The sequence below is a fragment of the Microbacterium sp. CnD16-F genome (genome assembly GCF_024124465.1).
In the GTDB taxonomy this organism is placed as follows: Bacteria; Actinomycetota; Actinomycetes; order Actinomycetales; family Microbacteriaceae; genus Microbacterium; species Microbacterium gawkjiense.
This window is the reverse complement of the sequence record NZ_JAMXSA010000039.1, coordinates 1-15588: the sequence shown is the minus strand read 5'-3', so window position 1 is coordinate 15588 and position 15588 is coordinate 1. Positions and strand designations below refer to the sequence as shown.

General features: G+C 70.8%; 14 protein-coding genes. 8 read left to right on the top strand and 6 right to left on the bottom strand.

Annotated elements, in window-relative coordinates:
- Together NH287_RS10805 and NH287_RS10800 are read left to right on the top strand one after the other, a co-directional pair.
- A complete protein-coding gene (locus tag NH287_RS10805; RefSeq protein WP_253035621.1) occupies window positions 1-1728 on the top strand; it encodes an AarF/ABC1/UbiB kinase family protein in 1728 nt (575 codons plus the stop codon).
- Between the two features lie 68 nt (window positions 1729-1796).
- On the top strand, window positions 1797-2354 hold the full coding sequence (locus NH287_RS10800; RefSeq protein ID WP_064002956.1) for an NYN domain-containing protein: 558 nt from the start codon (window positions 1797-1799) through the stop codon (window positions 2352-2354).
- A gap of 6 nt (window positions 2355-2360) precedes the next feature.
- Here the strand turns inward: NH287_RS10800 and NH287_RS10795 are convergent, their stop codons facing one another.
- Entirely contained in the window at window positions 2361-3395 is a 1035-nt protein-coding gene (locus NH287_RS10795; protein ID WP_253035620.1) for a beta-propeller fold lactonase family protein, read from the bottom strand.
- Window positions 3396-3482: 87 nt separating this feature from the next.
- On the opposite strand from NH287_RS10795, the gene NH287_RS10790 reads away from it, so the two are divergent.
- Genes NH287_RS10790 through NH287_RS10775 form a run of 4 tightly spaced genes read left to right on the top strand, consistent with a single transcriptional unit; the run spans window position 3483 to window position 6317 of the window.
- Window positions 3483-4280 (top strand): sulfite exporter TauE/SafE family protein, encoded by a 798-nt coding sequence (locus NH287_RS10790; protein WP_253035619.1) that lies wholly within the window; start codon window positions 3483-3485, stop codon window positions 4278-4280.
- Between the two features lie 38 nt (window positions 4281-4318).
- A complete protein-coding gene (locus tag NH287_RS10785; protein WP_064002959.1) occupies window positions 4319-4765 on the top strand; it encodes a MaoC family dehydratase N-terminal domain-containing protein in 447 nt (148 codons plus the stop codon).
- Window positions 4762-5181, top strand: a complete 420-nt coding sequence (locus tag NH287_RS10780) for a MaoC/PaaZ C-terminal domain-containing protein (protein ID WP_253035618.1) — start codon at window positions 4762-4764, stop codon at window positions 5179-5181. The genes NH287_RS10785 and NH287_RS10780 overlap by 4 nt, the downstream gene beginning before the upstream one ends.
- Window positions 5181-6317, top strand: coding sequence for a UDP-N-acetylmuramate dehydrogenase (locus NH287_RS10775; protein WP_253035617.1), 1137 nt, complete (start codon window positions 5181-5183; stop codon window positions 6315-6317). Before NH287_RS10780 ends, NH287_RS10775 begins: the two co-directional genes overlap by 1 nt.
- 43 nt (window positions 6318-6360) lie before the next feature.
- Here NH287_RS10775 and NH287_RS10770 read toward each other — a convergent pair whose 3' ends face one another.
- The gene (locus tag NH287_RS10770; protein WP_253035616.1) at window positions 6361-7578 is read right to left on the bottom strand and encodes a pyridoxal phosphate-dependent aminotransferase; all 1218 of its coding nucleotides are present in this window, start codon (window positions 7576-7578) and stop codon (window positions 6361-6363) included.
- A 62-nt stretch (window positions 7579-7640) separates the two neighbouring features.
- Complete coding sequence (gene map, locus NH287_RS10765) at window positions 7641-8414, bottom strand: type I methionyl aminopeptidase (protein WP_253035615.1); 774 nt, start codon at window positions 8412-8414, stop codon at window positions 7641-7643.
- 87 nt (window positions 8415-8501) lie between these two features.
- On the opposite strand from map, the gene NH287_RS10760 reads away from it, so the two are divergent.
- Entirely contained in the window at window positions 8502-10292 is a 1791-nt protein-coding gene (locus NH287_RS10760) for a DEAD/DEAH box helicase (RefSeq protein ID WP_253035614.1), read from the top strand.
- A gap of 62 nt (window positions 10293-10354) precedes the next feature.
- Here NH287_RS10760 and NH287_RS10755 read toward each other — a convergent pair whose 3' ends face one another.
- Both NH287_RS10755 and aceB read right to left on the bottom strand, forming a co-directional pair.
- Entirely contained in the window at window positions 10355-11950 is a 1596-nt protein-coding gene (locus tag NH287_RS10755; RefSeq protein ID WP_253035613.1) for an isocitrate lyase, read from the bottom strand.
- Between the two features lie 29 nt (window positions 11951-11979).
- Complete coding sequence (gene aceB / locus NH287_RS10750; RefSeq protein ID WP_253035612.1) at window positions 11980-13638, bottom strand: malate synthase A; 1659 nt, start codon at window positions 13636-13638, stop codon at window positions 11980-11982.
- A gap of 145 nt (window positions 13639-13783) precedes the next feature.
- On the opposite strand from aceB, the gene NH287_RS10745 reads away from it, so the two are divergent.
- Window positions 13784-15247: a helix-turn-helix transcriptional regulator gene (locus NH287_RS10745; protein WP_253035611.1), complete on the top strand. Its 1464-nt coding sequence runs from the start codon at window positions 13784-13786 to the stop codon at window positions 15245-15247.
- A gap of 94 nt (window positions 15248-15341) precedes the next feature.
- Here NH287_RS10745 and NH287_RS10740 read toward each other — a convergent pair.
- Window positions 15342-15588: helix-turn-helix domain-containing protein (locus NH287_RS10740; RefSeq protein WP_253035610.1), on the bottom strand; the 247-nt coding region annotated here is incomplete at its 5' end.

Here is a 15588-nt window from a genome sequence, read left to right as displayed (position 1 = left end):
GTGGCAGCACGGCGTCGGGAAGGCGACGACCTTCCCGACGACCGCGACGCACGGGCGCGCTACCGCCGCATCCTGCGTTTCGCCGCGAGGGCCCTCGTGGTCACGTGGTGGTTCGAGCTGTTCCTTCCCCGGATCGGTCTCGGCTGGATCGGCGTGCGCGGCCGTTCGGCGCGCATGCAGCGGATCGCCCGACGCTTCCACGCGCTCGCGATCGACCTCGGCGGTCTCATGATCAAGGTCGGGCAGTTCATGTCCTCGCGCCTCGACGTGCTGCCGCCCGAGATCACCAAGGAGCTCGAAGGTCTGCAGGACGAGGTCCCCGCCGTCCCGTTCCCGCTCATCCGTGCCGAGGCCGAGGGCGAGCTCGGGGTCACCCTCGACCGCGCGTTCGCCGCCATGGAGACCGTGCCGGTGGCCGCGGCATCCCTCGGCCAGGCTCACCGCGCACGCCTGTCGTCGGAGGACGCAGCCCTGACCGGGCTGGACGCCGTCGTCGTGAAGGTGCAGCGCCCGGGCATCCAGGACATCGTCGACACCGACCTCGCGGCCCTCCGCCGGGTCGGCAGGTGGCTGAGCCACGTACGGATCGTGTCGGACCGCGTCGACGCGCCGCAGCTCGTCGAGGAGTTCGCCGAGACGAGTCTCGAGGAGATCGACTACCTGCACGAGGCCGCCAACGGCGAGCGGTTCGCGGCGGACTTCGCGGGCGACCCGCGCGTCGGCGTCCCCGCCGTCGTCTGGGAGCGCACCTCGAGGCGCACCCTGACCCTCGAAGACGTCACGGCCATCAAGATCACCGACCACGAGTCTCTCCGGGCCGCCGGCATCGATCCCGCCGAGGTGGCGCAGGTGTTCGCCTCCGTCATGTTCGACCAGGTGTTCACGCACGGGTTCTTCCACGCCGACCCGCACCCGGGCAACATCTTCGTCACGCCGATGCCGACGACGGATGCCGCGGGTCCCGCGACCCCGCCGTGGCGGCTCACGTTCATCGACTTCGGGATGATGGGCGAGGTCCCGCCGAGCCTGCGGACCGGTCTCCGCCGCCTCATGATCGCCGTCGCCGCGCGCGACGGCGTGGCCCTCGTGCAGAGCATCCGCGATGTCGGCGTCCTGCTGCCGAGTGCCGACACGAGCGAGCTCGAGCGCGCCATGACCCAGCTGTTCGCGCGCTTCGGCGGGATGGGCTTCGCCGAGCTGCGCGAGGTCGACCCGCGGGAGTTCCGCGCGTTCGCGATCGAGTTCCAGGACGTCGTGCGGACGCTGCCGTTCCAGCTGCCGGAGAACTTCCTGCTCATCGTGCGCGCCATGTCGCTGACCTCGGGTGTCTGCAGCGCCCTCGACCCCGCGTTCAACCTGTGGGATGCCGTCGAACCCTATGCCTCGCGTCTCGTCCGGGAGGAGGGGCGCAACGCCGTGACCGACGTGCTGCGGCGCGCGGTGACCTCGCTGACGACCGCTTCGCGCCTGCCGGGCCGCGTCGACGACCTGATCACCCGCGTCGAGGACCATCGCATCACCCTGCCCGACCCGGCGCTGGAGCGTCGCGTCGGGCGGCTCGAGCAGCTCGGCCGTCGCACCCTGTCGGGCATGCTGTTCGCCGGCCTTCTCGTCGGGGGCGCGGTGATCCGCCCCGACGATCCGGTGCTCGGCGGTGTCCTCATGACGGGGTCGCTCCTGCCGCTCGCGCACGCCGTGCTCGCGGGGGTCTTCGGCCGCCGCTGGTGAGCGCGCGCCGGCGCCTAGGATGAGTCGGGCGCACCGGTCCGCTGGTGGCGGTGCGCGGAGGAGGCGGCATGGCCGGCAATCGCAGGACCTGGGTGCTCGTCGACGGGGAGAACATCGACGCCACCCTGGGCGGATCGATCCTCGGCCGGCGTCCGCAGCCCGATGAGCGGCCGCGGTGGGACCGCATCCTCTCGTTCGTCGCGGACAGCTGGAACCAGGATGCCCGCGGGCTCTTCTTCCTGAACGCGTCCATCAACCTGCCGATGTCGTTCGTGCAGGCGCTCCTCGCTCTCGGCTACCAGCCCGTGCCGCTGTCGGGAGACCCCGACGAGAAGGTCGTCGACCTCGCCATCCAGCGCACCCTCCGCGCCCTGCAGGACCACGGCGACGACGTCGTCCTCGTCAGCCACGACGGCGACTTCGTCGACGACCTCGGCGTCCTCGCCGACGGCTCGCGCCGTGTCGGCGTGCTCGCCTTCGAGGAGTTCCGCAACGCCGGCTTCGCCCAGATCCCCGGCATCCGCTTCTTCGACCTCGAGTACGACGCCGGAGCCTTCGACGCTCAGCTGCCGCGCGTGCGCATCATCCCGATCGCCGAGTTCGACCCGGAGCAGTTCCTGCGCTGAGCGCGCTCAGGCGAAGCGGACCCAGTTCGCGCCGCGGCCGGTCTCGTACCGGCCCTGCAGGTGCAGGTCCGCGCCGTCGACGCGGTAGAGCGAGACGGTCGTCGAGCGCTCGCCCGCCGCGACGAGCAGCGTGCGGTCGTCGCTGACGGCGAAGCCGCGCGGCTGCTCCTCGGTGACGACGAAGCCGGTCGGTTCGGAGAGGGAGCCGTCCGGCGCGATGCGCAGGGCCGCCAATGTGCTCGCGGTCCGCTCCGAGGCCCACACGACGCCGTCGGTGAGGTGGATGTCGGCGCCCCAGACGTAGTGGTTCTCGCGGGGGTCCTCGTCGATGACGCTGTGACGGAGTTTCTCGGACGGGTCGTGGGCGGGCGTCGACGACAGCAGCTCGAGCGTGCCCGCCGCCGGGTCGCGCCGGTAACGCAGGACTTCGCCGGTGAACTCCGTCAGAACGTACAGGGTCTGCTCGTCGTCGCCGAACGCGAGGTGACGCGGGCCGCTGCCAGTCGGAGCTGCGGCGACCGGCGGGTCGAGCGGGGTCAGCGCGAGGTCGTCGCCGAGCGAGAACTGTGCGATGAGGTCGCTCTCGAGCGAGACGAAGTAGGCGTGGCGGCCGTCGCTGCTCGCGAGCACCGAGTGCAGTCGCGGGAAGCGGACCTCGGCGGCGGGCGGGCTGACCACCCCGTACGCGTCGACGGCGCAGACGATCCCGTACCCGCCGGAGTACGCCGCGCCCAGCAGCACCGAGCCGTCCCGCGTGAGCGAGAGGTAGTTCATCGCGCCGCCGGGCAGCGGCACGCGGGTCAGCGGGGTGAGGTCGCCCGTCTCACGGTCGAGGGAGAGGGTGAGGATGCCGGCATCCGCGTTCTCGTCGTCGGCCTTGACCGACGCGTAGACGAGGCCGCGCTCGGGGTCGACGGCGAAGTTCGAGCATCCGGTGGTGCCGGTCGTGACCGACAGGCGCTCGAGCCCCGCATCCGTCACACGGAACGTGCTGATCGAGGATTCACCGGCATTGGCCACGAGGACGAGCGATGGGGACATGCTTCGATCGTAGGCCGAGGCTCCGCGCGGGCGTCCGCCGGGCCGGGAGTAGGGTCGAGGCATGCGTTTCCTGTCGGGCCCCGCCTCGTGACCACGACACCCCCCGTCGCCCGCACCCCCCGCTACTACCTGGGCGCACTGGGCATCGGCCTGCTCGCCGGGCTCATGTCGGGCATGTTCGGCGTGGGCGGCGGAACGGTCATCGTGCCCCTTCTGCTGACGCTGCTGGTCTTCGATCAGAAGCGCGCCGCCGGCACCTCGCTCGCCGCCATCGTGCCCACCGCCATGGTCGGCGTCGTGTCGTACGCGGCCGTCGGGGCCGTCGCCTGGGTGCCTGCGCTGATCCTCGCCGCCGCCGCGGTCGTCGGCGCGCAGATCGGTACGTGGCTCCTGGCCCGCCTGCCGCAGAACGCGATCCGCTGGGGCTTCATCGCCTTCCTCGTCGTCGTCATCGTGATGCTCTTCATCGTCGTGCCGTCCCGCGAGGCGGAGTTGCCGCTGACGTGGCTCACGGGAACGGGCCTGGCCGTGCTCGGTGTCTTCACCGGCGTGATGGCGGGGCTCCTCGGGGTGGGCGGCGGCGTCATCGTCGTGCCCGCGCTCATCTTCCTTTTCGGCACGAGCGACCTGGTGGCCAAGGGCACCTCGCTGCTCATGATGATCCCGACCGCGATCTCGGGGACGATCGGCAACCTCCGCCGCCACAACGTCGACCTCGTCGCCGCCGGCGTGATCGGCGTCGCCGCGTGCACGACCACCGCCCTCGGCGCGTGGCTTGCGACCCTCGTCGACCCGTTCACGGCGAACGTCCTCTTCGCGGTCTACCTGACCTTCATCGCCGTGCAGCTGTCGATCAAGGCCGTGCGGGCCCACCGCGCCCGCTGAACCGGGCCGGCGCCGGACCCGGACGGTAGGATCGACCGGTGCCCGTGAATCCCGAGTTGCAAGGTCGCGCCTTCCCGCCGACCGCCCCGTACCTCGTCGGCCGCGAGAAGGTGCGCGAGTTCGCCCGCGCGGTGTTCGCGACCGACCCGCAGCACGACGACCCCGAGGTCGCGCGTTCCCTCGGCTACGCCGACGTCGTCGCGCCGCCGACCTTCGCGATGGTGATCCAGGACGCCACGCTGCAGCAGCTGCTGAGCGAGCCGGATTCCGGGATCGTGCTCGAGCGCGTCGTGCACGCCGAGCAGCGCTTCCGCTACACGCGGCCCATCGTCGCCGGCGACGAGCTGACGGGACGCCTGACGGTCACCGGCATCCGCGCCTTCGGGAAGGGTGCGATGGTGACGAGTGAGGCCGAGATCACGGATGCCGCCGGTGACCACGTCGTCACCGCGACCTCCGTCCTGCTGGTGGGAGGCGACGAATGACCGCCGTGGGCCCGAACCTCGAGGTCGGCGCGGTCGTCGCCGAGCGCACCGTGCACCTGACCCGCGCCGCGCTCGTGCGGTACGCGGGCGCATCGGGGGACTTCAACCCGATCCACTACAACGACGCCGTCGCCGAGCGCGTGGGGCTGCCCGGTGTCCTCGCCCACGGCATGCTCACGATGGGCCTCGCCGTCGAGACGATCGTGTCGTGGCTGGGGGACTCCGGCCGCATCCTCGACTACGGCGTCCGCTTCACGCGCCCCGTGGTCGTCGACACCGATGCGGGGGCCGACGTCTCCGTCGTCGCCAAGGTCGGCGCGATCGAGGACGACGCCGTGCGCATCGACCTGACCGTCTCGCACGACGGCACGACCGTACTCGGCAAGGCGCAGGTGCGCGTGCGCGCGGCATCCTGATGCCCGAGATCGCCCCCGTCCCGCTGTCGCAGCTCACGACGCTCCGCGTCGGTGGGATGCCGCACCGCATGGTCGAGGCCACGACGACCGACGAGCTCGTCGCCGCCCTCCGTGACGTGTGGGACGACGGCGAACGCTGGCTCGTCGTCGGCGGCGGGTCGAACCTGCTGTTCGGCGACGACGAGTTCGACGGCACCGTCGTCCTCGTGCGGACGAGCGGCATCGAGCGCCTCCCGTCGCCGCACCCCGGCCGCGTGCGGCTCAAGGTGCAGGCCGGTCACAACTGGGACGACCTCGTCGCGCAGACCGTGGCCGCAGGACTCAGCGGCATCGAAGCCATGTCGGGGATCCCCGGCACCACCGGCGCCGCCCCCATCCAGAACGTCGGCGCCTACGGCCAGGAGATCGTCGAGTCGCTCGTCGAGGTCGAGCTCATCGATGAGGCGACCGGCGAGGTGTCGGTGGTCCCGGCATCCGATCTGGGACTCGGGCTCCGCACCTCGGTGCTGAAGAAGCATTACGGGTCGGTCCCCGAGCGCTCCGCCGTCATCCTCTCGGTCACGCTGGAGCTCACGCAGGTCGGTCACGGCGACGTCCCCGTGCGCGGCGCGCAGCTGCGGTCGGCGCTGGGCCTCGAACCGGATGCCGCGGTCTCGCTCGCGTGGATCCGCGAGACGGTGCTCGACATCCGCTCCCGCAAGGGCATGGTGCTCGACGAGGACGACCACGACACGTGGAGTGCGGGGTCGTTCTTCCAGAACCCGATCGTCTCGGCGCAGTTCGCCGCGACGCTGCCGCCCGAGGCGCCGCGCTGGTCGATGGCGCCCGAGCCCGAGGCCGACCGCGTGATCCCGCTCGACCGGTTCGACGGGTTCATCCCGCCGCGGGCGGACGGACCCGCGCCGGTGAAGATCAGCGCCGCGTGGCTCATCGAGCAGGCGGGGATGCGCAAGGGCTTCCGCCTGCCGGGCTCGCGCGCGTCGCTGTCGACGAAGCACGCGCTCGCCCTCACGAACCGCGGACGCGCGACCGCAGAGGAGGTCGCCGCGCTGGCGCGACTCATCCAGCAGCGCGTGCAGTCCGAGTTCGGGGTGCTGCTGCAGCCCGAGCCGGTGCTCTTCGACGTCGAGCTCTGACCCGAGCCGTCGACCTCGGTGGTCGTCGGCCGGCGGGTGCGCGTCAGCCGAAGAGGCGCTGCAGGCGCTGGACGCCCTCGAGCAGCTGCTCCTCGCCGAGCGCGTACGACAGGCGCAGGTAGCCGGATGGGCCGAAGGCCTCGCCCGGGACGACGGCGACCTCGGCGCGCTCGAGGATGTAATCCGCCAGCTCGAGCGATGTGTCGATGCGCACACCGTCCCACTCGCGCCCCAGCAGTCCCGTGACGTCCGGGTAGACGTAGAACGCGCCGAGCGGGTTCGGGACCGTGACGCCGGGGATCTTCGCGAGCTCCGAGACGATCAGCCCGCGACGGCGGTCGAAGGCCTGGCGCATCTTCTCGGCCTCGTCCTGCGGGCCGGTGAGGGCGGCGAGGGCCGCGCGCTGCGCGATGTTGTTGACGTTCGAGCTGAGGTGCGACTGCAGGTTGCCGGCGACCTTGATCGCGGCGGCGGGGCCCACCATCCAGCCCACGCGCCAGCCGGTCATGGCGTACGTCTTCGCGACGCCGTTGACGAGGATCGTCTGGCCGGCGAGCTCGGGCACGGCCTCGACGATCGAGACCGCGCGAGCGCCTTCGTAGACGAGGTTCTGGTAGATCTCGTCGCTGATGACCCAGATGCCGTGGGCGAGGGCCCACTCGCCGATCGCCTTCGTCTCGTCGGCGGTGTAGACGGCGCCCGTCGGGTTCGACGGCGACACGAACACGAGCGCGGTCGTCTTGTCGGTGCGCGCGGCCTCGAGCTGGTCGACGGTGACCTTGTACTCCTGGTCGGCGCCGGCGAACACCTCGACGGGCACACCGTCGGCCAGGGCGATCGCCTCGGGGTAGGTGGTCCAGTACGGCGCGGGCAGCAGCACCTCGTCACCCGGGTTCACGACCGCCTGGAAGGCCTGGTAGACGGCTTGCTTGCCGCCGTTGGTGACGATCACCTGCGACGGGGCGACCTCGTGGCCCGAGTCGCGCAGCGTCTTCGCGGCGATCGCCTCGCGCAGCACGGGCAGACCGGCCGCGGGGGTGTACCGGAAGTTGGCGGGGTCGCGCAGCGCCTCGGCCGCGGCATCCACGACGAACTGCGGGGTCGCGAAGTCGGGCTCGCCGGCCGCGTACGAGACCACCGGTCGTCCCGCGGCCTGCAGCGCCTTCGCCTTCGCGTCGACCTTCAGGGTCGCGGACTCGGCGATCGCGCTGAGCTTCGTGGAGACGGCGGGCGTGCGGGGGGCGGCAGCGTGTTCGGTCACCCTCCGAGCGTACCGTCGGGCGCGTTGTCGCGGGATGCCGACCGGCGCCCCGTGCGGCCGGTTCAGCGCGTCGGGCGCGTCAGGATCTCGTTGCCGGCTTCGAGGATCGCGACCGTGTGCTCGGTGTGGGCGGTGCGGCATCCGGTCGCGCTGCGCAGCGTCCAGCCGTCCTCGTCGACCTTCAGCTCGTCGGTGTCGACCATGACCCACGGCTCGATCGCGAGCATGAGTCCGGGGCGCAGGCGGTACCCGCGGCCGGCGCGGCCGATGTTCGAGACGTGCGGGTCCTGGTGCATCGTCGTGCCGATGCCGTGCCCGCCGAACTCGGTGTTCACGGGGTAGCCGGCACCGGTCAACACGTCGCCGATCGCGGCGGAGATGTCACCGATGCGCGCGCCAGGCTGGGCGGCTTCGATGCCGGCGGCGAGGGCCTCCTCGGTCGCACGGATGAGGGCATCGTTCTCGGCGTGGGGCGCGCCGCCGACGGTGAAGCTGATCGCGGCATCGGCGGCGACCCCGCCCGTCTTGATCGCGAGGTCCAGCGTCAGCAGGTCACCGGCGGCGACACGCTGGTCCCGCGGACGGCCGTGCAGCACGGCGTCGTTGACGGCGGTGCAGATGTAATGGCCGAAGGGGCCGCGGCCGAACGACGGCGCGTAGTCGACGTAACAGGACTCGGCGCCGGCGCCGAGGATCATGTCCTTCGCCCATGCATCGATCTCGAGCAGGTTCGTGCCCGGCTTCACGCGCTCCTTGATGCCGTGCAGGATGTCGCCGACGAGGCCGCCCGTCGTGCGGGCGCGGTCGATCTGGTCGGGGGTGAGGATCTCGATCACGAGGCAGTCCGTTCCGGTCGGCAGGCGCGACCTCTCATCCTACGCCCGCCCGGATGGTTCCCAGCCCGGCTCCACTACGGTGGATAGGTGAGTGACCCCCAGACCCCGACCGAGCCCGCAGACACCCCCGCCCTCCCCGGCTTCGACGAGCTGGGCCTCACCGGTCCCGTCCTCGCCGCCATCAAAGACCTCGGCTACGAGACGCCCTCCGCGATCCAGGCCGCGACCATCCCCGTCCTCCTCGGCGGCCGCGACGTCGTCGGCATGGCACAGACCGGCACCGGCAAGACCGCCGCGTTCGCGCTGCCGATCATGGAGAACCTCGACCTGACGCAGAAGACGCCGCAGGCACTCGTCCTGGCCCCGACCCGTGAGCTCGCGCTCCAGGTGTGCGAAGCGTTCGAGTCCTACGCCGCGCGCATGAAGGGCGTCCACGTCCTCCCCGTCTACGGCGGTCAGGGCTACGGCGTGCAGCTGTCGGCTCTCCGCCGCGGCGTGCACATCGTCGTCGGCACGCCCGGCCGCATCATGGACCACCTCGAGAAGGGCACCCTCGACCTCTCGCAGCTGAAGAACCTCGTGCTCGACGAGGCCGACGAGATGCTGAAGATGGGCTTCGCCGAGGACGTCGAGCAGATCCTCGCGCAGACGCCCGCCGAGAAGCAGGTCGCCCTGTTCTCGGCGACGATGCCGGCATCCATCCGCCGTCTCGCGCAGCAGTACCTGCGCGACCCGGAGGAGATCACGGTCAAGACCAAGACCTCCACGAACACGAACATCACGCAGCGGTATCTGATCGTGTCGTACCAGCAGAAGGTCGACGCGCTCACCCGCATCCTCGAGGTCGAGGACTTCGACGGGATGATCATCTTCGTCCGCACGAAGAACGAGACCGAGACCCTCGCCGAGAAGCTCCGCGCCCGCGGGTTCAGCGCCGCCCCCATCAACGGCGACATCCCGCAGCCGCAGCGCGAGCGCAGCATCCAGCAGCTGAAGGACGGCAAGCTCGACATCCTCGTCGCGACCGACGTCGCCGCGCGGGGCCTCGACGTGGAGCGCATCAGCCACGTCGTGAACTTCGACATCCCGACCGACACCGAGTCGTACGTGCACCGCATCGGCCGCACCGGTCGCGCGGGCCGCACCGGCGACGCGATCAGCTTCGTCACCCCGCGCGAGCGCTACCTGCTCGCCCACATCGAGCGAGCGACGCGTCAGGCGCCCACGCAGATGCAGCTGCCGACGACCGAGGACATCAACTCGACCCGTCTCGCGCGCTTCGACGACGCCATCACGGCGGCGCTCGCCGAGACCGACCGCATCAGCAAGTTCCGCGACGTCATCGCGCACTACGTCCGCAACCACGACGTGCCCGAGCAAGACGTCGCCGCGGCGCTCGCCGTCGTGGCGCAGGGCGAGACACCGCTGCTGCTCGACCCCGAGCGCGACGAACTCGCGAAGGCGGTCGCCGCCGACGCCGAGCGCGGCACGCGCAAGGACCGTCCGGCGCGCGCCGACGGCCCCCGTGAGCGTCGTGGCAAGGGCGACTTCACGACGTACCGCATCGCGGTCGGACGCCGGCAGCGCGTCGAGCCCCGGCAGATCGTGGGCGCACTCGCGAACGAGGGCGGCCTCGGCCGCGACGACTTCGGCGCCATCACGATCCGTCCCGACTTCTCGCTCGTCGAGCTCCCGACGAACATGGATGCCGGCGTCCTCGACCGCCTGCGCGCCACGCGCATCTCGGGTCAGCTGATCAACATCGCCCCCGACCGGGGACGCCCCGGCCAGCGGGGCGGTGATCGGCGCCCGTTCGACGACCGCCCGAAGCGCAGCTTCGACGACCGTCCGCCGCGGAAGCCCCGGCACAAGGACTGACCGCACGAAGAGGGGGCGGATGCCTGAACAGGCATCCGCCCCCTCTTCGTTCCCCCCGGACGTCAGCCGAACTGGTTCATCGTGTTGTGCGCGCCGCCCGCCTTCAGGGCGGCCTCGCCGGCGAAGTACTCCTTGTGGTTGTCGCCGATGTCGCTGCCGGCCATGTTCTGGTGCTTGACGGTCGCGATGCCCTCGCGGATCTCGCGCCGCTGCACGCCGCGCACGTATGCGAGCATGCCCTCGTCGCCGAAGTAGCCCTTGGCCAGGTCATCCGTCGACAGCGCGGCGGTGTGGTAAGTCGGCAGGGTGATGAGGTGGTGGAAGATCCCCGCCCGCGCGGCGCCGTCGCGCTGGAAGGTGCGGATCTTCTCGTCCGCCAGCCGGGCGAGCTCGGTGTCGTCGTAGGCGACGTTCATGAGGTCGGCGCGGTCGTAGGCCGAGAGGTCCTCACCGCGCTGCTCGAGCGCGTCGTACGCCTGCTGCCGGAAGTTCAGCGTCCAGTTGAACGACGGGCTGTTGTTGTACACGAGCTTCGCGTTCGGCACCTCGGCGCGGATCGCGTCGACCATGCCCGCGATCTGCTCGATGTGCGGCTTCTCCGTCTCGATCCACAGCAGGTCGGCGCCGTTACGGAGCGACGTGATGCAGTCGAGCACGACGCGCGCCTCGCCCGTCCCGGGCCGGAACTGGTACAGGTTGCTGGGCAGGCGCTTGGGCCGCAGCAGCGTGCCGCCCCGCTTGATGACGACGTCGCCGTTGCCGAGATCGGCGCCCGAGATCTCCTCGACGTCGAGGAACGCGTTGTACTGGTCGCCGAGGTCGCCCGGCTCTCGCGTGACGGCGAGCTTCTGCGTGAGGCTGGCGCCGAGCGAATCGGTGCGGGCGACGATGACGCCGTTGTCGATGCCGAGCTCGAGGAATGCGTAGCGGACCGCGTTGAGCTTCGCGATGAAGTCCTCGTGCGGGACGGTGACCTTGCCGTCCTGGTGACCGCACTGCTTCTCGTCCGACACCTGGTTCTCGATCTGGATGGCGCACGCGCCCGCCTCGATCATCTTCTTCGCCAGCAGGTACGTCGCCTCGGGGTTGCCGAAGCCGGCGTCGATGTCGGCGATGATCGGGACGACGTGCGTCTCGAAGCTGTCGATCTGCGACTGCACGAACTCGGCGGCCGTCTCGTCGCCGGCGGCGCGGGCGTCGTCGAGCTTGGTGAACAGCAGGTCGAGCTCACGGGCATCCGCCTGCCGGAGGAACGTGTACAGCTCCTCGATGAGGGCGGGGACGGCCGTCTTCTCGTGCATGGACTGGTCGGGGAGCGGCCCGAACTCGGAGCGCAGCGCCGCGACCATCCAGCCCGACAGGTACAGGTAGCGCTTGTTCGTGCTCTTGAGGTGCTTCTTGATCGAGATCAGCTTCTGCTGCCCGATGAAGCCGTGCCAGACGCCGAGCGACTGCGTGTAGAGGGACGAGTCGGCGTCGTACTCGGCCATGTCGCGCCGCATGATGTCGGCGGTGTACTGCGCGATCTCCAGTCCCGTGCGGAACCGGTTCTGCGCGCGCATCCGGGCGACGGATTCGGGGTCGATGGCATCCCAGGAGGGGCCGTTCGCCTCCTTCAGGGTGCGGATGGCGTCGATGTCGTTCGAGTAAGCGGTCATTGCTCTTCCTCTGGTGTGCGGGGCCGGGGTCAGTCGGCGTCGGTCAGGTAGGTGGCGTAGGCGCCGAGGGTCAGGAACGTCGGGAACTCGGCGCCGAGGGCGACATCGCGGAACACGGCGGCGGCGTCGTCGAACCGGTCGCCGCCCTGGCGCTCGACCTCGCTCAGCACCTGCGCGATGAGGCCCTCGATGTAGTCCCGGGTGATCGGCGTGCCGTCCTCGGTGGTGCGGTCCTGGTGGATCCACTGCCACACCTGCGACCGGCTGATCTCCGCGGTCGCGGCATCCTCCATCAGGTTGTCGATCGCGACGGCGCCGAGTCCGCGCAGCCACGCCTCGATGTAGCGGATCGCCACCGACACGTTGCCGTAGACCCCGGCGGCGGTGATCGGCAGGCCGATGTGGCAGTCGATCAGCTGCGACGGGTGCACCTGGACGTCCTCCCGCAGGCGGTCGACCTGGTTCGGCCGGTCGCCGAGCACGGCGTCGAACTCCGCCTGCGCGACCGGGATGAGGTCGGGGTGGGCGACCCACGTGCCGTCGAAGCCGTCGCCGGCCTCGCGCTTCTTGTCGGCGGCGACCTTCTCGAACGCCTGCCGCGTCACCTCGGGGTCGCGCCGGTTCGGGATGAAGGCGCTCATGCCGCCGATCGCGTAGGCGCCGCGCTTGTGGCACGTCTGCACCAGCAGCTCGGTGTACGCCCGCATGAACGGGACGGTCATGGTGACCTGGCTGCGGTCGGGGAGGACGAACCGGGCGCCGCGGCCGCGGTAGTTCTTGATCATCGAGAAGATGTAGTCCCACCGGCCGGCGTTCAGACCCGCGATGTGGTCGCGCAGCTCGAACAGGATCTCGTCCATCTCGAACGCGGCGGGAAGCGTCTCGATGAGGACGGTCGCGCGGATCGTGCCGTGCGGGATGCCGACGTACTGCTCGCTGTAGGTGAAGACGTCGTCCCACAGCTTGGCCTCCTCGGACGACTCGATCTTCGGGAGGTAGAAGTACGGGCCGCGGCCGTTGGCGATCAGCTGCGCGGCGTTGTGGAAGAAGTACAGGCCGAAGTCGACGAGCGAGCCGGACGCCGCGAGGGTGCGGCCGTTCCGGTCGGTGAACTCCATGTGCTTCTCCATGAGGTGCCAGCCGCGCGGCCGCATGACAATCGTCGGCGTCCGCTCCGCCGTGACGCGGTACTCCTTGCCCGCCTCGTTCGTGTAGGTCAGCTGCCCGCGGATCGCGTCGAAGAGCGAGAGCTGGCCCTCGATGACGTTGCGCCACGTGGGGCTGGTGGCGTCCTCCTGGTCGGCCAGCCACACCTTCGCGCCGGAGTTCAGCGCGTTGATCGTCATCTTCGGGTCGGTCGGGCCGGTGATCTCCACCCGGCGGTCCTCGAGCCCGGGGCCGGGGCCGGCGACGCGCCATTCCGCGTCGTCGCGGATGTGCGCCGTGTCATCCCGGAACGTGGGGTCCTGGCCGTTGCCGATCTCGAAGCGCCGACGCATCCGCGCGGCCAGCCGGTCGTGGCGACGACCGCCGAAGCGGGCGTGGAGCTCGGCGAGGAAGTCGAGCGCGGCGGGAGTCAGGATCTCCTCGTACCGGTCGCCCATCCGACCGCGAACGACGAGCGTCGGCGTGATCTGCGTCGGGGTGGGGGTGGTGACGGGCGCGATGCCCGTGGCAGTGAGGGTCATGGCCGGCTCCTTCGCGGTGAGGTCGACGCCGGTGCGGCGCCGATTCGGTTCGTGACACCCAGCCTGTGTGAAGTTCGACTCTCGCAACGAACATTTCCGGAGAGAAGATTGCGCGATCTTCTGCTTCCGTGACACACTCCCGGTCATGACAATCATCGAAGACGCCCCGGTCGACGGCGATGCGGCCGACGCGCTCACCATCGGGAGGCGGGTGCGGCAGCTGCGCGTCGCGCGTGGGATGACGCTCGACGACCTGGCATCCGCCGTGTCCCGAGCGCCGAGCCAGTTGTCGATGATCGAGACGGGCAAGCGGGAGCCGAAGCTCACGCTGCTGCAGGCGATCGCGCGTGCCCTCGGCACGACGATCGACGCGCTGCTCGAGGCGGAGCCGCTCGACGAGCGCGCCACGCTGGAGATCGCGGTGGAGAGGGCGATGAAGGGGCCGACGTTCCAGTCCCTCGGGATCGAGCCGTTCCGCATCGGCAAGGCCGTGCCCGACGAGGTGCTGCGTACCGTGCTGCGCCTGCAGGGCGAGGTCGAGCGGCTCAACGACGAGCGCTCCGCGACGCCAGAAGAGGCGCGTCGCGCCAACGTGGAGCTCCGCCACCTCATGCGGCGGCAGGACAACTACTTCCCGGAGCTCGAGGGCCACGCGCAGCGGATCCTCGCCGCCGTCGACCATCCAGGCGGCCCGCTCACGCAGCGGACCGCATCCGAGATCGCCGCCCACCTCGGCTTCTCACTGCACTACGTGAGCGACCTGCCGCAGTCCACGCGCAGCGTCGCCGACATCCGCCACGGCCGGCTGTACCTCTCGAGCACGGTGCCGCACCGCGGCGACTCGCGGACCCCCGTGCTGCAGGCGCTCGCCAGCCGCATCCTCGGCCATGCCGAACCGCGCTCCTACGCCGAATTCCTGCGCCAGCGCGTCGAGACCAACTACCTCGTCGGCGCGATGATGGTGCCCGAGGCGCACGCGGCGGCGGCGCTGCAGGAGGCGAAGTCCCGTCGCGCGCTCTCGATCGAGGACCTCCGCGATGCCTATTCGGTGTCGTACGAGACCGCCGCGCACCGGTTCACCAACCTCGCGACGCGGCACCTCGACTTCCCGGTGCACTTCCTCAAGGTGCACGAGTCGGGCACGATCACGAAGGCGTACGAGAACGACGACGTGAACTTCCCCGCCGACCGGTTCGGCTCGATCGAGGGGCAGCTGTGCTGCCGCAAGTGGACGAGCCGGGTCGTGTTCGACATCCCCGACAAGTTCAACCCGTACTACCAGTACACCGACACCGGGAACGGGACTTACTGGTGCACGGCCCGCGTAGAGGCGTCGAGCGAAGGCTCCCACTCGGTGAGCGTGGGCGTCCGCTTCGACGACACGAAGTGGTTCATCGGCCGCGAGACGACGAACCGCGGCGTGTCACGTCACTCCGTCGAGGTGTGCTGCCGGCGCCCGCCGGAGGACCTCGAGTCGCAGTGGCGCGACCAGGCGTGGCCGAACGTGCGGACGCCGCGGACGCTGCTCGCGACGCTGCCGACGGGGGCCTTCCCCGGCGTCGACACGACCGACCTGTACGAGTTCCTCGAGGCGCACGCGCCGGAGTGAGGCCGCCGCCGGGCCGAACGGCGGAGATCCTCGCGACGCGCCGTGGTGCGGCATCCGTTCCGCGGCGTGTCCGACCGGATCTCCGCCGTCGGCCTCACCCCCCGAGCTGCAGCGCCGCCCACAGCTCGGCGCGCCCGGCGAACGACGAGAGGTCGACGCCGAGCACGCGTTCCGCGGCGGCGAGGCGCGTGCGCACGGTGTGGCGGTGCACACCGAGCGCGGATGCGGCGCCGTCGTTCGACCCGTCGGCGGTCACCCACGCGCGCAGGGTCTGTTCGAGCCGGCCGCCCTGCTCGCGGTCGTGCCGGCGCAGCGGCTCGAGGAAGGCGGCGGCCACCGTC